This is a genomic window from Rhizobium deserti, assembly GCF_004358025.1.
GTDB classification, from domain to species: domain Bacteria; phylum Pseudomonadota; class Alphaproteobacteria; order Rhizobiales; family Rhizobiaceae; genus Neorhizobium; species Neorhizobium deserti.
This window is the reverse complement of record NZ_SMTL01000006.1, coordinates 16,587-35,016: the sequence shown is the minus strand read 5'-3', so window position 1 is coordinate 35,016 and position 18,430 is coordinate 16,587. Positions and strand designations below refer to the sequence as shown.

Below are 18,430 nucleotides of genomic sequence, written 5' to 3'. Positions count from 1 at the left end.
AAATGTCACCCCTGCAAAATTACGAGCCTTGAGAAGCATGGGCTCACGCCAAGTGAAGTCCCGTGAAGACGCTGCTGTTAGGGTCTAAGGTCTGTTCTTCAAAGACAATACCGAACGCCTCATTGATGATAGCGAGCTTGTGGGCTTGCATATCAAGGAAGGCCTTGACGAATTGGCTGGAGACCCAAATGGACGACCGGCCCCTTGTTCCGCTCCAGCCGATAATCCCCATTTCGTCTGCTTCCTTCATCTTTCGAGCAGAATGAGTGCGGGAAAGGTTGAAGCCGGCTGTTAGCTTCGACGTTGAAGCGAGAGATGTAGGAAGACGCCCATCTGTGAGTGTTTCCGAGGTGACGGAAAGGACAAGCCGCTCGGTGATCAAAAAGCCGCTGTTCATCCACATGAAATGGGCGAAGAACGGGTCCGGATTTCGTATGCCCGCATGAAGTAGAAGGCGACGGGCGATCAAGGGCTGGAGCTTTGCAACGCATTCGGGCGAAGTAATGTATCGCGCTTGTCGGTCTCCTTCATCAAGCGCATCGAGCGTTGCAAGGTGAATGAGTATCCATCCGCTCAACGCACCGATCGTCATCTCGGAGGGAGCCATGACCCGTTTTCGCTTGTCCGTCGGGTGCAGCTTGCGGGTTATGATGCCGTATTTCAGCATCTCTCCCAAGAACGATGTAGCAGTGTTACGGCTGGTTATATCGTGCTGGAGGGCCAGTCTAACAAAATTGGAGGCGCTTAGTTCATCTTTGTCAGGATCGCGAAGGTTCTCGAAATAAAGGGCGAGTCCTGCATGCGCCATCAGCCACCGATGTTGGCAGGCAAATATGGAGGCCAGGCGGGATCTCTCGCTGTTGACGTGAAGAAAAGCTTCCGACTGCCTTTTGATAATGCGGTAAAGCTGGGGGTGGCTTCGAATTTGTTTCGGGTTCAGTGACATGTCAATGCAGAGTCGCCCCGACGACGTGAATGTTTTTCAATATATCAGCGGTAAAATAACAAACGTATAATCGCAGCGCACGCAAATCGCGAGTCTCATGGCGATGAGCTTCTTGATATTCTTAAGCACAGTCAGCGTGAAGCATGGTGCGGCTCGACCAGGTTGACATCAATGGCTGAGGAGGATGTCGAAGCGCCTGGCAGGACATCTTACCAATGCCATCTTACTCCGGACGCCTTGTTCGACCCACCAATGGAGGCTCCGGTTACGCCGGCATTGGCGCCCAACCAGGGTGGTCAGCGGTGGAGTTGCAAAGACAACGATTGGGTGCTGGTGTTGGCTGTGTGTCCTATGCCCTTGGCGCAATAATGCAGGTCAACCCCGCCGCCCCTTGCTGCTGCCGGGGCCGCTCCTGAGCAGGTATGTCGAGCGCTGGTAAGCCCTAAGCGCGGCTCCTTTCTAAGCGGAGCTGTCGCGTTGGGCCCTATCCGGAGCCAATGTGTTCAATTTAGAACTAGGTTGAGTGTCATGCCGATCGACTGAGGCTCAGCACGTCGTTGTGCTATTGAACGCGACGAGGCGGCTGTAAAACCTTTGAATGTTTCGGACCTTCATCGACTGGAACGATGTCTACGACATCAGCTAGAACAAACTGCTTCTGCTTGCCGCAGATCGTTGCATAGACGATGCGGTCCAGAATCTTGAGTTCTTCCGACAGGAATGTCCTTTGCTCGCCATTATCGAGCACCGCTACAACGTACATGTTGATCCACATAGGGTTTATCGCGCGGTTCATTCGCGCCATGCGATCCTACGAGGTTATGTTGAACAGCTGGTTAATACGGAACCTGAGGCGCCTGATCTTGCTGCTTAGTTTCGTAAGCGGCAGCAATGCCTTTCCCCCCAGTGGCGACGGGCAAGGAAAAAGTGGAAGTGGTAGCCTTGGAGTTTGGGTTTTTTCTTCATGAAGTCTGTCTCAGATGGCATCAGGTAACAGTGCTGTGGATAACTTGATCTTGAATGCCCGCTTCAAGGCAGCAGAACTGCCTTGTTTAACGGTCTATTAGTAAGTCTCACGCGAGGCGACGCCCTTCACTGAACCAGGAACCACTGATCGGCTTAAGTTACGACCGAATCAGAACAATGGTGCTCCGACATGAAGTCGCTGAAGGTCATCGTCGGGCTGGCATTGGTTGCCGTAGCCCTTTTTGTTATCGTCGAAGAGCAACTGGCTGGCGCCAGTGCCGATGCTTTTATCAATGCCCAGGTGACAACCCTGAAAGCGCCGATTGCCGGACGGCTCGATCTCGAACAGCGGCCGCTTGGGGCACAGGTCAAGAAGGGAGATCCGATCGGCTCCATCGATGACCCGCTGGCTGACGACCTTCGTCTTCTCGACCTTCTGCGCGAGCAAGATGAAACTCAGGCGGAGGTGATAAGATTGGAGCAGGCCCTGGCCGGCTTGGTCCGCTCCATCGGGCAATGGCAAACAAGAGCGGCGATCTACAAGCAAGAACGGCGCAATCAGTTGCAGGCTGAGGCGCGTTCGGCCGGGTCTCTCACCGACGCCGCAGCTGCAAGATCGAAATATGCCGACTTTGGGCTGCGTCGTTCCACCCGCCTCAGCGAGCGGGGCGTGACAACCGGCGAGGCACTCGAGCAGGCGCAATCACTCGCAGAACTTTCCAGGCTAGAATTGCGAAATGCTACCGAAGAAGCCGCCGAAACATTGATTGCTTTAAGTGCCGCCGACAAGGGAGTCTTCCTCGGGGACGGGTATAATGACTCGCCCTATTCCGAGCAGAGGATTTCAGAACTCGACGTTCAGCGGATCGAACTGGATGCGCAACTCCAGGCGCGAAAGGCCATGCTCATGGCCGTGGGACGACGCATCGCCGCGGAGCGACTTCGCGTCAACGAACTGTCGGCGTCCTCGCTCGAGTCTCACGTCAACGGTCTGCTCTGGACGTATTTAAGTGCTTCCGGTGAAACGGTGCAGCGCGGCCAGAACGTGCTGACCTTGATCGATTGTGACTCTGCCATCGTTACTCTGTCCGTATCCGAAAGCGTTTATAACCGTATCGGTGTAGGTTCATCCGCAACCTTCCGGCTCACCGGTGACGGTAGCACCATGGCAGGCACAGTTATTCGTTTGGCAGGAGCCGGCGCCGCGAGCATTTACCAGAATCTCGCTATTTCTCCCAGCGAGCAGCACCTGCAGCGGTTCGACGTGGCACTGGATGTGCCGGCGCTTCGCGAAGATCCTCAACTGCGTTGCCTCGTCGGGCGAACCGGCCGGGCTTTTTTCGAAAGCCGCTCTATGGATTGGCTGAGACGGCTTTGGGGTTGAGATGTTCTATCTCAGCGAGATCCAATCCAGCTTTGCTCATCTGGCCTTTGCCTTCGGTGCGTCGCTCGTCTTATCATCCCTGCTTGACCCCAAGAAAGTAGCGCATCGAACCGTCTTGTTCGGGATCGGCATGGCGCTTTCAGTGCGTTACATATGGTGGAGGGGGAGCGAAACTTTGGCGCCTCCCGGCCTGACCTTTGACTGCTTGTTCAGCTGGAGTTTCTTCGCCATCGAGGCGGCCTCGGTGCTGTCGTCTCTCAGTGCCTTCACCATCCTCACCCGAACGAGATCCCGCAGCGCGGAGGTGGAGCGCTTCATGGAATGGTGGAAGCCGGCAGAGGAGCCGAAGGTTGCAATTATGATCGCAACCTACAATGAGGATCGCTCCGTTCTAGAGCGCAGCATTGTCGGGGCAAAAGCAAGTGACCACCATAACTGCGAGGTGATTGTGCTCGATGATGGGCGTCGGGACTGGCTGCAGCGCTTCTGCGATGACCAAGGTGTGCGTTATCTGCGCCGACCCGACAACAAGGGATCCAAGGCGGGTAATATCAACCACGCACTGGACGTGCTGGTGGCGGATGCCGAACGCCCCGACTTCATTGCGGTCCTAGATGCGGACTTCGTTCCCCATGCGGACTTCATCTCGCGAGGGCTGGCCCTCTTCCACGATGCCAAGGTTGGACTGGTTCAGACGCCGCAGCATTTCTTCAATCCGGACCCGATCCAGCACAATCTAGGACTCAGTCGATCCTATCCTGACGAACAACGTTTTTTCTTCGATCATCTCCAACCCAGCCGGGATGCCTGGGGCATTGCCTTCTGCTGCGGCACCTCCTCGGTGATCCGCTGGGAGGCGGTGAGAGCAGTCGGCGGCTTCCCGACCGACAGCATAACGGAAGATTTTATGCTGACCCTGGCACTCCAGGAGGAAGGCTACAAAACCGTCTACCTGAACGAGGCTTTGACGGAAGGCCTGGCTCCAGAGGGCTTGAAGGAATATGTTACGCAGCGCGCTCGTTGGTGTCTGGGGCTGATGCAGATCGCCCGCGGAAGACTTGGGCCCTTCGCCTCGAACAGGCTCAGGCTACGCGATCGCTGGAGCGTCATCGACTCTGTTTTCTTTTGGCTGACGACCTTTCCGTTCAAGATCGCAGCAATGACCTTTCCGCTGCTCTACTGGTTTTTCAACGTCACCGTCGTCAATGCCAGTGTCGCCGACGTGGTCAGTTACTTCGGCGTCTACATGATCTGGGTCCTTTTCGTCCTGAACTTCATTTCGGCCGGGTTGATCATTCCCATCGTCAATGATGTGAGCCAACTTCTGGGCGCAATCCCGATTTCTCGAGCCGCCGTCCTTGGCCTCATCAAGCCTAAGGGGCACGCCTTCAGCGTCACGGCCAAAGGTGGAGACCGCACCAAAGTGGTGGTGCAATGGCGTTTGATGCGGCCATTTCTCATCCTCGGGGGGTTGACGATCCTTGGGTTGTTTATCGGGCTTTTCACTGACCAGTTTGCTTTCAACGATGCCGGGGACGGTAAGATCGTCATCTTGTTCTGGACTGTTTACAATCTGATCATCTTGGCCGTGACCCTTGCCGTATGTGTTGAACTGCCCAGGGCCGAGAGGCATTTTGCCGATCGCCCGGAGCGAGCGCTAATTTCCGTTGACGGGGCGCTCAAGCGTGTATGGCTCACTGATCTGACACAGGAAACGGTCAGGATCAGAGGAGCGGGATTGCTGCCTGGCACGCGGATTGCCATCAAAATCCGTAACGTCGGTCGTATGGATGCGATCGTGCTTCAAGCCACCTCCGACGGCGGAGTGCTCTCGCTCGACATCGACCCGAAGCAATACGAAGCTTTGCTTCGCCGTCTTTATGCGGAAGGAAATGTGCCGAGCGTCACAAGGACACGGCTATCGGCGATCATGACGGATGCCGTCGCCCGTCTTGGACGGCGATAGCCGTATGGCTTCATCGTTTTCATCCTCGACGCCAGGCACTAGATTTGCCGCTGCCCGTGATTGCAGGCGAGCCAAGGAGGCGCCTATCATTGCAAGTTCGGAGGTCCGCCCGCTTTCATATGGATAGACGTCATCTCCTTCCGCAATAGCTTCGGCATTCTTGGCGAGGCGGCGGAAGGGCTGGATAAAGGCCACGATGAACAGCATGGCGAGAAGCAGAAGAAGAAGGCCAAAAACGGCTAGGTCGAACATCAAACCAGCCGATAAGCTACGCGCCGGCATGATTGCGGCGTCTGCTCCTATACGTGCAACAATGCTCCACCCGAATTTCGGCAAATCTCGATAGGAGGCCTCCGGCAGCGTCGCGGTATAATAGAGCTGGCCGTCCGGCCAGGTCTCGATGTCCACCCCCGCCACTCCGGCACGAGCTTTGCGGAAACTCGCCAGTTGAAGCCCGGAATAACTGCCCTGCGCCGAAGAAATCACCACCTCGCCTGCCGGATTGACGATAAAGACGTCGACAGCCAGCGAGTTTGCCAACTGCTTGATGAGCAAGGCAGCCCATTCGAGATTGATGTGAATGCCCAGAACGCCTGCGACATTGCCCATATCGTCTTTGATCGGGGTTGCCAGATCCAAAAATCGAACAGGCTCTCCGTTTGGCGAGGGCGGCAGCTTGGAGGCCAGCAGCACAGCCTCATGTGCATCACCGGCAAAGCTTCCCCGCAAGCCTCTCTGGAACCAAGGCCTGGCCGATACGCTCGCGCCGACCAGTAGCCCGTTTGAGGCGCTTCTGACAATCCCGTCGCTGCTGGCATAGCCAGCCCAGGAAATGATGTCACCACGTCCCGCCAGCACTGTCAGTTCATCCTGCAAATCGCTCGGCGCAGTGGATGAAAGTGGAGGCACCAAAGCGCTCAGGCCCGTCCATTCGCGGTAGAGAGCTTGACCCAAAGCCGTCTGGACGCCACTCAAGCGGGTCTCCACCGCACGCCGCAGATCTGCCTCCTGCAAGGACTGGATCCGGTCATTGATGACCTTGTAGGCGAGGGCGATCCCCACCGACATGCTTAGCAGCACGAATGCAAGGGTAATGATCGAGAGCGGGGGCGCGGTGCTGGAGATCTTGGACCGGGTCATGTTCATCCTCCAGGAAGTCAGTGATGGAACGATATGGCGTAGGCGAGGGCGTTTTCCACCCATGCATGTTCCCGCAGCCCTTGCTCCGGTATCCGAGGGGGCGCCGACTTTGATAAGGTGCCATCAGCTTGATGGACAGCAACGTTGGATCAAGCCGCAGATAACGAGCCGTGCTATCAGCGTCGTCGATTCGATCAATAGGTAATTATGGAAACCGCGCTCTACATTCCGGTCAAAAACTTCCTGGAACGTGCCGGCTATCGTGTGAAGGGTGAGATCACCGGCTGCGATGTCGTTGGCCTTAGCGAGGGCGAGCCACGTGTCGTGGTGATCTGCGAGCTTAAGCTCACCTTCAATCTGGAACTGATCCTTCAGGCAGTCGATCGCGCGTCGATAGCCGATGAAGTTTGGATTGCCGCCCGCATTTCCGCAAAAGGAAAAGGACGCGAGGCCGACAAGCGGTACCGCGACCTTTGCCGTCGGCTCGGGATCGGCATGCTCGGTATATCGAGCGCGGGTGAGGTGAGTATCATTGTGAGTTCGGCGTCGCTTATGCCGCGTAGCAACCCGAAGCGCCGGACGCGGTTGATCAAGGAGCATGTGAAGCGGGAAGGGGATCCCGCGCTCGGGGGATCGAGCAAAGTGCCGATCATGACGGCTTATCGCCAGCAGGCCCTTGCCTGCGCAGCAGCCCTTTCAGCCGGTCCCCTGCGGCCTCGCGACCTCAAGCCCAGCGCGCCCATGGCCGGGAAAATCTTGCTGAGCAATCACTATGGTTGGTTCGAACGAATCGAAAAAGGCGTCTACGGGCTGAACGACGCGGGTCGACAAGCTCTGGAGCAGTGGCCAGGGCGGCCGTCCGTGGATTAGCACGCGAAGTTTTGGTGAAAGGAGCCACTGTCAGTAGCCGGCTTTTGTCGGCTGTTGCGGAACAATGGACACCGGCTTGTCATTCACCCGGCATGAGACATCGAATTTCCCGGCTCGGCTTCCCCGTCAAAGTGATGGCCCGCGACGATCTGAAAAGCAATGACAGCCGTCGCGCGGCAAGCAATCCTCATCTCAAGGTCTCGCTCGAATATGTGGATGCCATCCTCGATCACCTGGTGAAGTATGGGATCAACATGTACCGCATGTCGTCCGATCTGGCTCCCTACGCTACGCATCCCGACATGCCACAGTTCCACGATATGGTGAAGGAAAGCGCACCTGAGCTTAGGGCTCTGGGACGGAAGGCAAAATCGCTGGATATCAGATTGTCGTTCCATCCTTCGCAATTCGTGGTTCTCAACAGCCCTGACAGCGAGCTCGTCCGAAAGAGCATCTGGGACTTGGCGAGCCAGGCCGAGATGCTGGATCTGATGGAATTGGGGCCCGAGGCCGTCATGGTGATCCATGTTGGCGGTACCTATGGCGATGTCTCGAGCAGCAGGGCAAGATGGGTTGAGACGTGGAACATCCTTCCAGAACCTGTGCGCCGGCGGCTGGTTCTGGAGCATGACGATCTGCGTTTCTCTGCCGCGGATGCCCTGTGGATTCATGAGCAGACGGGGGGCCGCCTGATCTTCGACTACCAGCACTTCTGGTGCCTTAATCCTGAGAGAGCCGACCTGAAGGATACTTTCAGGAAGTTCATGACCACTTGGCCGGATGATCAGCAGCCGAAGATCCATTTCTCCTCTCCACGCACAGAGCTTCGCGAGAAGGTCGTCGTCGACAGGGTGACGAAAAAGAAAAGCCTGCGTCCCGTACCGCCCGTTTTCACCGGCCATGCAGACTTCTGCAATCCCTTTGAGTTCGCCACTTTCATGAGGGTGGTCGAAGAGGAAGATTTCGACGTCATGCTAGAAGTCAAGGCAAAGGACCTCGCCCTGTTGCGTCTGCGGACTGATTTGCTGCGATATGCGCCGGACGTCGCGCCGAGATTCGGACTTGATCCCAAAGACGTTGCCGCATTGGAGCAGCAGGACGAGGCTGATTTCGCAGAGGAGGCTTAAGGATGGCTCCGCTGGGGTCCTGCAGTCGAATGTGGGCGGCAGCCTGGCCTTAGAAGTCCTTACACTAACTTCGGTGTGTTGAAGGCGTAGGTGCCATCTGTCTGCAAGGAGAACGCGGCTGAAAGTCGCCTATGGAGGAATAGCCGATTGGTGCGAAGCTTAGCCACCAGCGCATCCTCGCCGAGGAATACAGGTGGAGCAGGAGCGACGGGGCAGGCCACAAGATCTGCCGCCAGCTCAGCTAGCTCGGCCTCCAGCCCCTGAAGAAAATTTATTTCCTCGAACGAAGACAAGTTCACGTCTCTTTGAATGCGCGACGCCTTCGTCCTGTAATTGGCGGCAAAGGACATCAAGTCGTCGTCCGAAAGGGCCAAGTCCGGAGCGGCCGGATCATGTTGGATGCCGAGAGCCGAGAGGTCTCTCAAGATCTTGTCGCGATAGGGCTCCGAAGGGAAGTCCAGGAGCTTTCGGCGCAGGCCGTCGAGGCCCAGGAAGGGTATGTGGAAAAGACCGAGCCCGCTGTCTTTCCGCTTCGGCCGGAACTGCAGGACCCGGCTGTCGAGGATCGGGTACCTGGCATTGTGATTGCCCATCATCGGCATGACAGTCCCAAGCCGCTTGAGATTGTAGATCAGCTTGGGCGTGCCGTTTCGCCATCTGGTGAAATAAAGCCTTTCCTTGCCGCTCAGTTGTTCGCCGGCAGAGGCAAAACCATTTCGCCATTCCATCCTGACGGTTGAAGCATGCTTGTTTTCATCCAAGAAAGCCGAAACTTCAGATCGCGACGTGAAAGGCAGAAATTCATCGATGTCGAGCAGGAACAGGAAGTCGAAGTCTTTCTGAAGCTGCAGCTTCTTGAGGAAATAGGCGGCAAAAAGATCCTGAGCAAAAAAGCCTGCCGATATCCTCAGTGTTTGGATGCCATCCCGCTCGAGCCCACGCAGATAGATGTCGCTGTTGTGGTCGATAAGGATGATCTTATCGACGAGCCTGCGGTGATGGGCAATAAAAGCTGGCACATATGCCAGCGAATTCTTGACGAGAACAACGATAACGGACTTCATGGATTTCGCACCTACAGCAGAACTCCCGGAAGTTCAGGAGGCTATGTTCAACAAATGCATTTGGCCGATACCGCTGCTTCTGCTGAGATCGCACCGTCCTCCAAGAGCTTTCTTAATCAAGGAAAAGAAAGTGCGCTGACTGGGCGGAGCTTCATCACAGCAAGATAAGTCGAACATCCGCGCCATTGGCGAATTTAAGCCCGTGGCCGATCCGGATGCTTTTCCCAATACCAGGCCACATACATGGATTTTCGGTCATGGCCGCGCTGTTTCAGAAATTTTCGGACGTCACGCACCTCGTCTTTTTCACAGGCAACCCAGACGAATGAACCCTCGTCCAAGCAAGCGATCGCTTCCTTGGTTGCCTTGGCAAGCATGCCTCCGGCTTCGGTCGGATAGCTGCTGCGGTGCAGCCAGCGTATGTCGAGAGAGCCGGCTGAAGGCAAAGCCTGTTCTTCCGTTTCGTCCCGCACTTCAATGATGGCTTGCAGCCGCGTTCCTGCCGGCACTTCAGCGGCTATGCGCGCGATGGCTGGAATTGCCGTTTCATCGCCTGCAAGCAAAATGCTGCTGGCAACAGGCAAGCCGCCTCCGCCTGGTCCAAGCAGTGCTACCCGGTCGCCCGACTTTGCATCCCGCGCAAAATCGGCGCCTGGCGTTTCCACGCCGTCACCGGCATGCTGCAGGAAGTCGATCCATAGCTCGCGTCGTTCGATATCCACGGCTCGGATGGTGTAGACCCGCACCAGAATTTCATCCTCTCCCTTGGGCCAGTCGATGCGGCCGTCTGCAGCAAGGGTGGGCCAGGCAAGTGGTTTGCTCTTCGGCGGCACGAGCAGGCGGACATGCATCTCGCCATTGATGAAAGAGGAAATGTCGTCGCAGGCAAATTTCACCCGCCGCATGCTCGGGGTGATATTTTCGGCCGAAACGACGGTCACCTCGTGAAGGTCGGGCAGGCGGGCCGGCGGCGCAGGATTGGACCATGTGAGATCGAAAGCGTCATCTCCGGCAAAATAGAAGAGATGCTCGGCAATAATGTTGCGGCTGTGTTGCAGCGCCTGCTCGGTCGGCGAAGAAATCTCGATCTTGAGCTTGCCGCTTTCGGCGCGGATGCGGGCGAGGCCCGTATCGCTTTTGAGGAGGGCTACATCGCCGTCGCGCTCGACTTCGGAATGCTCCAGGAAATGTTCGCAGATCTCATCCAGCATGGCGGTCGGGTTGATTGGCAATGCTGTGCCTGAGAGGTTGAATGTCTGCGTTATCGTCATGACAGATCCTCGATCCTCGTCTGCAAGTCCGCGCTCCAGTTCAAATGTCTCTCGCTCCGCAATAAAATATAGTCGCAAGAAGTCAAGTTTTGTCTGGCAATGCCGACACGCTTTTGAAGACTTGGAACGGCACCGGCGTTTTTCCGTTCTCCCGGTGCAACAAGGAGTTTTTCATGAGCGATGATACGGACAATCTGGAAAAGGTTTGGGAGCTGGTCGATAGGATCGGTTTCTGTATGCTGACCACGCAGACGGGGAGCGATATCCGGGCAAGGCCAATGTCCGCCTATGCTGAAAAGATCGAGAATTCCGTTTATTTCCTGACGGACGTAGCAAGCCACAAGGATGAGGACATTGCCCGTCATCCCAATGTCTGCCTCGCTTTTGCCGATACCAAGGGGCAGAAATACGTGTCCCTGTCAGGAACCGCGGAAATACTCAACGACCGCGAAAAAATCCGCGACCTTTGGGCAACGCCAGCAAAAGCCTGGTGGGATAGCCCGGATGATCCTTCCATCCGGGTGTTGAAGATCAACCCGTCATTTGCGGAATTCTGGGACAGCCCCGGGACGGTGATCAGCTATATCAAGATGGCTGCGGCCGCCATGACAAGCGCCAAGCCCGATATGGGCGACAATGCGAAGGTCGAAATGTAATCCTCTGTAAGGTGCAAACAAGCCGGTGGCGGGCCGGCCTGCGTCCAAGATCAGCTTGGGCGGGTCACGGCTCAGAAGGGCCGATGACCGTCCCCGGCGTCGGCAATCATTGCTGGTTCGGGGGAATTGGAAGGAAGAAGCGCACCCTGTGCCCAAACCTTCTTCAGTTCCTCCAAGCCGACACCGGCGACATTGACATCGATGTCGGTTGATGTTCCAGGAACCCGGTAGGGACACCGGCGTTTGGAGCAGTTTGTGGCGGAGGAGAACTGCCACAGGAAATAGTTTGACCAGCTGCCGATCGGGAAGACGTCTTTGACCTCCGGGCGATACCGCGCATACCAAATAGGCAGCCTGGACAACAGAGCATAATCCTTGCTGCGTGCCGCAATATGGCGCGCCACATTATGGTTGGTGTAAAGGATCGGATAGCGGCCCGTCCGCATCTTGATGTGCCGCACGAAAATCTCGGCGTCCTCCAGCGACATGAATTTGTCGCCCAGATCCTCGATATCGATCACCATAAGATCGGCAGTATCCGGCTGCGCATACTCGACAAAATGATTGGCCTGATCGATCGGATTACCGGGTCGCGCCAGATGATAAGCGCCCCAAAGGAGCCCGGCGCCTCGGGCTACCAGACGCCTCGTTTGGTACAGTTCCTTGCTGACGGCATATTTGCGCCACATGGTCTTGCAGTGGGCGAAACTATCGCCGGCATGTTTATCCTTGCAGGTAAAGCTTTCCGGCAGTCCATCCGAGGCTTTGTGAATAAACCCTGCAATGCGCTTATCGGTCAACAGCGCCTGCCACTCAATCTTGTTAAGCTCATAGGCGTCTATGACGAGGGGCGTGGATGGATTGTTCCAGGGTTTTGCTTCGGAAGCCGCAACGGACGTCGCTGCGCAAGCGATCATGACCGCTTGCAGAAGGACCCGGAAATGGTGCATCAGCTTGCCCATCTCGCGATGGTAAACAAACAAGCTTAAGCGGAACTTAACAGTGTCTTTCGGCAAGGGGGCCGAAACATTGGTTCCGCAGCGAGGTCCGGCGTCAGGAGCTAGCGACCCAGTTCCTTGATGGCATCCGCGATCTGCGCGATCGTCAGCGGGCCTGGCGACCGAAGGATGACGCGCCCGTCAAAATCAACCAGGATGACTTCGAAGCTCCCGTCCCGATCACCCTTGAGCTGGCTTCGCAGTTGCGCGACAGGCAGATCAGCCGGCCGTCCGTTGAGCAGCGCTTGCTGGGAGTCGGACGGGATGCACGCGACACAGATGTCGAGGCTGCGCAGGGTGTCACCATCGATCTTCAGGAGATCGTTCTGCCAGGAACGAAGCGCGCCGAGTGTGTCTTCGAAGAGCACAAGGGTGCGTTTGCCAGGCACGAGATCAACCGCTGCCTCGCCATCTGCCTTCGGCGTTGCGCCGGTCAGTTCCGCCATCAGTGACTGCAGCATGATGTTTGTCCTCCAGTATCTCCTAGCTATTAACTACTGGTGACGACACCGGTTCCGCAGCAACTTTCCATTGTGGTGATCAGACTCCGATCTCAGTTCATGAAGCTTGGGCTATCCGGACGATGTCTAATCGACGAATTCGACCATAACGCCAGGCTTGACCATTCCCGCCAGTTCCTCTGCATCCCAATTGGTCAGACGCACGCAGCCATGCGACCCGGCCTTGTCGATGAGTGACGGTTCGGGCGTGCCGTGAATACCGTAGGTCGGCTCCGACAGGTCGATCCACACGGTTCCGACAGGGTTGTTTGGCCCACTCGGCAGTTCCAGGATCTTCTTATTGTTGCCCTGCTGGAAATTGACCTTTGGATTGTAGGTGTAGGGTGGCATGCGCGCCACGCCTTTGACCTTATGGCTCCCGGACGGCGAGGGCGAATCTTCGCTACCGATCGTCGCCGGGTAAGCTGCCAGTAATGCTCCGTCCTCGGCGTAGGCCAGAACCTGACCGATATCCTTGCGTGCTTCGATCCTCTTCACGGCGCCACTCCTAGGAGGACCTGGTATGGCGACAAAGACTGTATCTCCTGCCTTGAACGCCGACGCCGGATTGAGGGTTTTCAGGAACTCGATATCCATATGAAACCGCTCCGAAAGCCGCTCGGTAACGCTGGTGAAGCCAAGATTCTTCAACTTGGCCTGCTTTGCATAGTCCGCCGGGATATCCTCGACGAGGTCTTTGGTATCTTCGTTGGAGATGACATAGGGCTGGACCACAGGCTCAGTGCCGGGAAGGCGAGCGAGTAGGTCCGGATCGGGCTTTCCGTCGATGGAAAGCCGCTGCATGGCTTCGAAGCCTGCGATCGCCTTGCTGACATTCTCGCCATAATGCCCATCGACAACGCCGGGTGACGATCCCGCTCGATCCAGAAGGATCTGCAGACGGGCAATAGCGAGATCCGCCTCAGGCGGGGCCTTGGGCGGACGCTCCGCCGGGATGGCGGAGAGATCGGCATTGTTGATGGCATCAGCCTGGATGTCTTGGCTGGAGGCCGTGCTGGAGATGGCGAGGAAAATAGGTAAGGCGAGGGAAGCTACTGTTTTCATGGATGCCCAATCGCGCAAAGCCATAACTTGTTCCCTTCGCTTCTTGAGATGAAGAAAACTTCTGTTGGGATGCCAGCCGTTCACTGTTGGAAGATATCGTTACCAGCCTGCATCCGAACAAGTATATTGCCGTAACGCAGGTTCACGTGCGGTTCATCTTGGATGGCGGATAGTAACATCATGACAGTGAGGATGTGCGACTTCAAGTAAGCTTGGAGTTCGCGGAATTGGCAGTCCGAAGCAGGTGGTTGCTGGCGCAGATAGAGACTTCGCTCATCAGCAACCGCCGGGGCGCAAGCCGCTGGTGAAGCACCCGAGCCTTGCATTGGCCGGTCGTGATCGATTGCAGGCAGCACGAAACCCGAACTTGGATTCCGCAGAACATGATGTATCAATATGATGGTCTGGATGCCGACGAACAGGTTGCGGAAACGGCGCAACTGTTGGCATCGCTGCTTGCTGTTCTGGAGCAACTTCGTTTCCAGCCCCTATGGCTGGGAGAGGGACCAGCCAACACTAACAAGCCTGTAACCGACTGACGGCGCAGCGTTCCCGCCGCTAAGCTTCAGTCGATCGGGAAGTCGCTGACCGCGGGCAGGTGGTGCTGATCTGCATCAATGGCCGACCTAGGTTCCAGTGCCCTGAGCCGCCCAAGTTCTTCGATGGCATTGGCGACTTCGTTATCATCCCACCCCGCTTCTACCGCTTCGTCAGCCAGCTTTCGCAACGGGGCGTCAAGCGCTTGGCGGCAGGCGGCGCTGTAGTCAGGATGATCCGCGGGATGTTCGGGCGACGTAAAGCTCATTTGAAACTCCTTATACCTCACAAACCCGGCTGGCGGTCACTAGTTCCGCTGATCAGGTAGAGGGTGCCCACTTCCTCCACCTGCCGGGTTCACCAAGTTCAGTGACGCGTGCCTAGAAGCGGCTTTACGAGATGGATCAAGGCGACCGCGATTGCACCAAGCACTATCCCGACTACTGCTTGCAGAGCAGAGGTCGTAATCCAGCCGGTGACAACTGGGACGACCTGCAGCACAAACATCACCTGATGAGATGCCTGCTCGATCAGATGTTCAGGGAGATGGAAGCCCATTTCCGCCAGTCCGTGAATGATGATGCTTCCACCCACCCAAAGCATGGCGGCTGTACCTATTGTCGCGAGCACTTTGAGGAAGACGGGAACACCTATGACCAGCCCGCGGCCCAACCCTCGCCAAAGCGAAAATTTGCTGCCCGCCATGGCGAGCCCCAGGTCGTCGGCTTTGACAATCATCGCAACAACCCCATAGACCGCAACAGTGATGAGAATGCCAACTGCTGCAAGAACAGCGGCCTGAGCGTAGATGCTGAGGTTCGAAACATTGGCAAGCGTCAAGGCCATGATTTCGGCCGATAGGATGAAGTCGGTCCGGATGGCGCCTGCGACCTTCTCATTCTCTAATGCAACCGGATCGCGGACCGCTTCGGACGCGTCATCCTCTTTATGCGCTGCCTGCGGAAAAAGCGCCTCGTAAAGCTTCTCAGTGCCTTCAAAGCAGAGATAGATGCCGCCAATCATCAGCAAAGGGACAATCGACCACGGCGCGAAGTAATCGAGCAGCAGGCATAGCGGAAGCAGGTAAAGCAGCTTGTTGCGCAGCGAGCCGAGAGCGATCCTGGCGATGATCGGGATCTCCCGTGCGGGAGATAGGCCGACCACATAGCGGGGCGTTACGGCAGCATCGTCGATCACCACGCCTGCCGCTTTGACGCTAGCCTTGCCGGTTTGCGCAACGACGTCATCGAGCGATCCCGCGGCAAGCTTCGCGATCGCTGCGACATCATCCAGTAATGCAAGTAATCCTGTTGCCATGGAACCTCCAGATGAAGCCAATATGGAGGCGGGGCTTTGTTTGTCGAGGCACATCTCGCGCGGCGGTAAGCCCGACGCGGCGGATCAGCTTGCCAAATGCCTATCGATGGCTGATGAGCCAGTGCGCCCAACAGCAGTGCTTAGTATAGCAGGCGCACAACGCTTCCCTGGGGACCTACACCCTCCGGCACGGGAACAAGCGTTCCTTTATAATCGGTGTTCAGCACGAGGTTGGGGCCCTTCGACAGACGCAGTCTTCTGACAACGATCGCGGTATAGGCGGATTCGTCCGCTACTTTGTTGTTCGCGTCGACGATCAGGTTGCCATTGGGCAGGTAGATAGTGCCAAGCAGCTTTCTGGCTTTGTTGCTGGTGACCACGAAATCCGTTTCCGGAGAACCTCGATCCTGGAAGGCGACGAGACCTGCCAGTGCTCCGGTGGTCGGTGCCTCGATGTTGACGATCGAACTGCTGCCAAAAAGGAAGCTGGCATTCCTACCCGTGAAATAAAACCCGACGCCCTTTGCCTGCACCTGCGAACTGGATTCGATGATCAGCGGCCCGTCCTTGATCACGTAGATGCCGGCCTTCAATGTGATATCCGAAGACGCTCGGATCTCAAGGCCGCCGCAGTAGACGCCCGGCTCCAGGCTGCCGATGAAATGCTGGTACACCGCATCTCGTTGGTCGCACGTGCCGACTGGAGGGGCCGGTCGCGATGCGAGCGGATCGGACACAGCAGGGCAGTCGGTCAAGGGCGGGGTGCTGAAGTTCTTGATGGCGCCGGAAAAGCCCCCGGCCGAGCAGGTCAGCTGCGCCGTGAGAAGGGCATTTCCTGTCGACAAGAGCCCGGACGTGCTTTCCGAATTGGAATAGACAGCGCATTTGGGAGCAGAAATGACAGCATTGGTTTCAAGCGAGACGGTGGCACTGTCGGCACCTTCCAGACCAATGACGCAGATGTTGGAGCTGTTGCTGGTTTGAGCTGCCGAAACGACCCTGATCTGGGGGTTGCTTTGGAAATAGCTCATCACGAAATATGGATGCTGGTCTTCATCCAGCGTGACTTCCACCTGCTTCAGGATGGAATCGACCTTGACTGTTGCAGCCAGAGTGCCGGCAGTACCCGATTTCGCATGCGCCTGCAGAAAACCGTTGACGACTGCGACCGCGGATCTTTCCGACCAACCGTTGAGCGAGGCCTCTTTGGCGGCAGCCAGGGCGGCAGCGTCAGCCAAACCTTCAAGATCGCCCTTGCGTGCTACGAATGCGGTAACGTCCATCGCGCTGGCGGCGAGCCCAATCAGCACGGGGGCAAGTATGGCTGTCATCAGGGCCATGTGACCCTTCTGACAGTGCAGAAGCTGCTTGAGCTGCGCCAGCCAGGTGGGGGGCAGCGAATTCATCGTTCCTGCTCCAGGCTGAACTGGCCAGCCAGTGACAGGATGGCGGACCCGGGCAGCGGGCGGGAGAACAGGAAGCCCTGTACCCGATCCATTCCGGCCAGCCGCACTTCTTCCAGTTCCGCCTCGGTTTCTACGCCTTCGGCCACCGAAACAAGTTCGAGGTCGCGGGCAAGCCCCGCAACGGCATGCAGAAACTTGCGGGTGACTTGGTCTGTCGTGCAGGCTTCGATAATGGACCTGTCCACCTTGATCTCGGAGAAAGGACAAAGCCGCAGCAGTTCGAAGCTTGAAGCACCCATGCCGTAGTCGTCGAGAGACAGCTTGAATCCGGTCATCCTCAACCGCGTCAGCGCCTCGACCAGACGCGCGGGCTCCTTAGGCAGCGTCTTTTCCGTAACTTCCAGGCAAAGGCGCTGCGGATCGATGCTAAAGTCCACAACGGCTTTCTGAAGGGCCCGCACCACATCGGGCTGCTCGAGAACAGAGGCATCGAAATTGATCGAGATCGTCGGTAGCGAAGGGCAATGGCCCCAATTGCTGACATCCGACAAAACCTTAAGCGCGATCCGGAGGGAGACGTCCGTCAGTTCCGCAGGCTCGGTGATCGAGCCGAAAAGTTGTGCCGGCCCATGAACCCGGCCGTCTCTTGCCGTCAACCTTATCAGGGATTCGAGACCGTGGATCTTGAGGGAGTTCACATCATACTGAGGCTGATAATAGGGGGTGAGTTCGAACTCGTTGCCATTCAGGCCATTGGCTCCGGCTGGCGTGGACGGCTTGCCGCTTTCCACCGCTCTTTCCAGGAGTGCTGCGACGTCATCGATCTTCAACGGCTTTCGAAGCGCGCCCAGAACCGAGATGCCCAGCATTTTCCCCATGGTTTCGGCAGATCGGAGCACCGCAGGCGTTTCGCCGCTCGATATGACGATATTGCCGTTAAACCCCGCTTCGGAGGCTGCGCGCATAAAAGCCAGACCGTCCAGATCGGGCATGTTGAGATCCAGGAAGACCACATCTATCGCGCTGGGATCCGTGCGCAGCTTTTCGAGCCCGCCATTTCCGCTGCCGGCGCAGATGACCTTTCCGGCTTCGAGCGAGGCCAGAATACTTTCGGCAACAATATTGTACATCGGGTCATCGTCTACAATGAGACAGGTCAAATCGCGGAACATAAAGCCTCCTGACCCCAGAAGACGTTAGAACCCATAAAATATGGT

Annotated in this window: 18 protein-coding genes; 5 read left to right on the top strand and 13 right to left on the bottom strand. The window is 56.9% G+C overall.

Annotated features, from left to right (window positions below; all coding sequences use genetic code 11):
* Positions 1-43 precede the first annotated feature (43 nt).
* Both E2F50_RS18810 and E2F50_RS18805 read right to left on the bottom strand, forming a co-directional pair.
* The gene (locus tag E2F50_RS18810; protein WP_133317729.1) at positions 44-946 is read right to left on the bottom strand and encodes a hypothetical protein; all 903 of its coding nucleotides are present in this window, start codon (positions 944-946) and stop codon (positions 44-46) included.
* Positions 947-1,508: 562 nt separating this feature from the next.
* A complete protein-coding gene (locus tag E2F50_RS18805; protein ID WP_133317728.1) occupies positions 1,509-1,751 on the bottom strand; it encodes a hypothetical protein in 243 nt (80 codons plus the stop codon).
* A gap of 351 nt (positions 1,752-2,102) precedes the next feature.
* Here E2F50_RS18805 and E2F50_RS18800 point away from each other — a divergent pair, with 351 nt between their 5' ends.
* Together E2F50_RS18800 and E2F50_RS18795 are read left to right on the top strand one after the other, a co-directional pair.
* Positions 2,103-3,296, top strand: coding sequence for an HlyD family secretion protein (locus tag E2F50_RS18800; protein ID WP_133317727.1), 1,194 nt, complete (start codon positions 2,103-2,105; stop codon positions 3,294-3,296).
* A 1-nt stretch (position 3,297) separates the two neighbouring features.
* Positions 3,298-5,262 (top strand): glycosyltransferase, encoded by a 1,965-nt coding sequence (locus E2F50_RS18795; RefSeq protein WP_133317726.1) that lies wholly within the window; start codon positions 3,298-3,300, stop codon positions 5,260-5,262.
* Here E2F50_RS18795 and E2F50_RS18790 read toward each other — a convergent pair.
* Positions 5,215-6,402, bottom strand: a complete 1,188-nt coding sequence (locus tag E2F50_RS18790) for a cache domain-containing protein (protein WP_245515484.1) — start codon at positions 6,400-6,402, stop codon at positions 5,215-5,217. The genes E2F50_RS18795 and E2F50_RS18790 overlap by 48 nt on opposite strands.
* A 207-nt stretch (positions 6,403-6,609) precedes the next feature.
* Between E2F50_RS18790 and E2F50_RS18785 the strand changes: the two genes are divergently transcribed.
* Positions 6,610-7,272 carry a DUF2161 domain-containing phosphodiesterase gene (locus E2F50_RS18785; protein ID WP_133317725.1) on the top strand — a complete coding sequence of 221 codons (663 nt, stop codon included), beginning with the start codon at positions 6,610-6,612 and terminating at the stop codon, positions 7,270-7,272.
* A gap of 92 nt (positions 7,273-7,364) precedes the next feature.
* Positions 7,365-8,399: a UV DNA damage repair endonuclease UvsE gene (uvsE, locus tag E2F50_RS18780; protein WP_133317724.1), complete on the top strand. Its 1,035-nt coding sequence runs from the start codon at positions 7,365-7,367 to the stop codon at positions 8,397-8,399.
* Between the two features lie 59 nt (positions 8,400-8,458).
* On the opposite strand, the gene E2F50_RS18775 is transcribed toward uvsE, so the two are convergent.
* Together E2F50_RS18775 and E2F50_RS18770 are read right to left on the bottom strand one after the other, a co-directional pair.
* Positions 8,459-9,463, bottom strand: coding sequence for a glycosyltransferase family 2 protein (locus tag E2F50_RS18775; protein ID WP_133317723.1), 1,005 nt, complete (start codon positions 9,461-9,463; stop codon positions 8,459-8,461).
* A 194-nt stretch (positions 9,464-9,657) separates the two neighbouring features.
* Positions 9,658-10,734, bottom strand: a complete 1,077-nt coding sequence (locus E2F50_RS18770; protein ID WP_133317722.1) for a DUF2218 domain-containing protein — start codon at positions 10,732-10,734, stop codon at positions 9,658-9,660.
* A gap of 173 nt (positions 10,735-10,907) precedes the next feature.
* Here E2F50_RS18770 and E2F50_RS18765 point away from each other — a divergent pair, with 173 nt between their 5' ends.
* Positions 10,908-11,390 (top strand): pyridoxamine 5'-phosphate oxidase family protein, encoded by a 483-nt coding sequence (locus tag E2F50_RS18765; protein ID WP_133317721.1) that lies wholly within the window; start codon positions 10,908-10,910, stop codon positions 11,388-11,390.
* A gap of 71 nt (positions 11,391-11,461) precedes the next feature.
* On the opposite strand, the gene E2F50_RS18760 is transcribed toward E2F50_RS18765, so the two are convergent.
* The 8 genes from E2F50_RS18760 to E2F50_RS18725 all read right to left on the bottom strand — a co-directional run bounded on the left by E2F50_RS18760 (position 11,462) and on the right by E2F50_RS18725 (position 18,385).
* The gene (locus E2F50_RS18760) at positions 11,462-12,352 is read right to left on the bottom strand and encodes a glycoside hydrolase family 25 protein (protein WP_161974260.1); all 891 of its coding nucleotides are present in this window, start codon (positions 12,350-12,352) and stop codon (positions 11,462-11,464) included.
* A gap of 98 nt (positions 12,353-12,450) precedes the next feature.
* Entirely contained in the window at positions 12,451-12,849 is a 399-nt protein-coding gene (locus tag E2F50_RS18755) for a DUF4174 domain-containing protein (RefSeq protein WP_133317719.1), read from the bottom strand.
* Between the two features lie 126 nt (positions 12,850-12,975).
* Positions 12,976-13,953 carry a L,D-transpeptidase family protein gene (locus E2F50_RS18750; RefSeq protein WP_133317890.1) on the bottom strand — a complete coding sequence of 326 codons (978 nt, stop codon included), beginning with the start codon at positions 13,951-13,953 and terminating at the stop codon, positions 12,976-12,978.
* 80 nt (positions 13,954-14,033) lie between these two features.
* Positions 14,034-14,426, bottom strand: a complete 393-nt coding sequence (locus tag E2F50_RS18745) for a hypothetical protein (protein ID WP_133317718.1) — start codon at positions 14,424-14,426, stop codon at positions 14,034-14,036.
* Positions 14,427-14,518: 92 nt separating this feature from the next.
* The gene (locus E2F50_RS18740; protein WP_133317717.1) at positions 14,519-14,758 is read right to left on the bottom strand and encodes a hypothetical protein; all 240 of its coding nucleotides are present in this window, start codon (positions 14,756-14,758) and stop codon (positions 14,519-14,521) included.
* A 98-nt stretch (positions 14,759-14,856) separates the two neighbouring features.
* Positions 14,857-15,807 carry a DUF808 domain-containing protein gene (locus E2F50_RS18735; RefSeq protein WP_133317716.1) on the bottom strand — a complete coding sequence of 317 codons (951 nt, stop codon included), beginning with the start codon at positions 15,805-15,807 and terminating at the stop codon, positions 14,857-14,859.
* 140 nt (positions 15,808-15,947) lie between these two features.
* Positions 15,948-17,213 carry a pilus assembly protein TadG-related protein gene (locus E2F50_RS18730; protein ID WP_133317715.1) on the bottom strand — a complete coding sequence of 422 codons (1,266 nt, stop codon included), beginning with the start codon at positions 17,211-17,213 and terminating at the stop codon, positions 15,948-15,950.
* Positions 17,210-18,385 (bottom strand): EAL domain-containing response regulator, encoded by a 1,176-nt coding sequence (locus E2F50_RS18725; protein WP_133317714.1) that lies wholly within the window; start codon positions 18,383-18,385, stop codon positions 17,210-17,212. Before E2F50_RS18725 ends, E2F50_RS18730 begins: the two co-directional genes overlap by 4 nt.
* Positions 18,386-18,430: the final 45 nt, after the last annotated feature.

Excerpts from the sequence above, each read along its gene's own strand:
- uvsE (WP_133317724.1), top strand. The coding sequence starts at position 7,365 with ATGAGACATCGAATTTCCCGGCTCGGCTTCCCCGTCAAAGTGATGGCC.
- E2F50_RS18805 (WP_133317728.1), bottom strand. The coding sequence starts at position 1,751 with ATGGCGCGAATGAACCGCGCGATAAACCCTATGTGGATCAACATGTAC.
- E2F50_RS18800 (WP_133317727.1), top strand. The coding sequence starts at position 2,103 with ATGAAGTCGCTGAAGGTCATCGTCGGGCTGGCATTGGTTGCCGTAGCC.
- E2F50_RS18810 (WP_133317729.1), bottom strand. The coding sequence starts at position 946 with ATGTCACTGAACCCGAAACAAATTCGAAGCCACCCCCAGCTTTACCGC.
- E2F50_RS18765 (WP_133317721.1), top strand. The coding sequence starts at position 10,908 with ATGAGCGATGATACGGACAATCTGGAAAAGGTTTGGGAGCTGGTCGAT.
- E2F50_RS18770 (WP_133317722.1), bottom strand. The coding sequence starts at position 10,734 with ATGACGATAACGCAGACATTCAACCTCTCAGGCACAGCATTGCCAATC.
- E2F50_RS18785 (WP_133317725.1), top strand. The coding sequence starts at position 6,610 with ATGGAAACCGCGCTCTACATTCCGGTCAAAAACTTCCTGGAACGTGCC.
- E2F50_RS18755 (WP_133317719.1), bottom strand. The coding sequence starts at position 12,849 with ATGCTGCAGTCACTGATGGCGGAACTGACCGGCGCAACGCCGAAGGCA.
- E2F50_RS18760 (WP_161974260.1), bottom strand. The coding sequence starts at position 12,352 with ATGGGCAAGCTGATGCACCATTTCCGGGTCCTTCTGCAAGCGGTCATG.
- E2F50_RS18795 (WP_133317726.1), top strand. The coding sequence starts at position 3,298 with ATGTTCTATCTCAGCGAGATCCAATCCAGCTTTGCTCATCTGGCCTTT.
- E2F50_RS18790 (WP_245515484.1), bottom strand. The coding sequence starts at position 6,402 with ATGACCCGGTCCAAGATCTCCAGCACCGCGCCCCCGCTCTCGATCATT.
- E2F50_RS18735 (WP_133317716.1), bottom strand. The coding sequence starts at position 15,807 with ATGGCAACAGGATTACTTGCATTACTGGATGATGTCGCAGCGATCGCG.
- E2F50_RS18740 (WP_133317717.1), bottom strand. The coding sequence starts at position 14,758 with ATGAGCTTTACGTCGCCCGAACATCCCGCGGATCATCCTGACTACAGC.
- E2F50_RS18750 (WP_133317890.1), bottom strand. The coding sequence starts at position 13,953 with ATGAAAACAGTAGCTTCCCTCGCCTTACCTATTTTCCTCGCCATCTCC.
- E2F50_RS18725 (WP_133317714.1), bottom strand. The coding sequence starts at position 18,385 with ATGTTCCGCGATTTGACCTGTCTCATTGTAGACGATGACCCGATGTAC.
- E2F50_RS18775 (WP_133317723.1), bottom strand. The coding sequence starts at position 9,463 with ATGAAGTCCGTTATCGTTGTTCTCGTCAAGAATTCGCTGGCATATGTG.
- E2F50_RS18730 (WP_133317715.1), bottom strand. The coding sequence starts at position 17,213 with ATGAATTCGCTGCCCCCCACCTGGCTGGCGCAGCTCAAGCAGCTTCTG.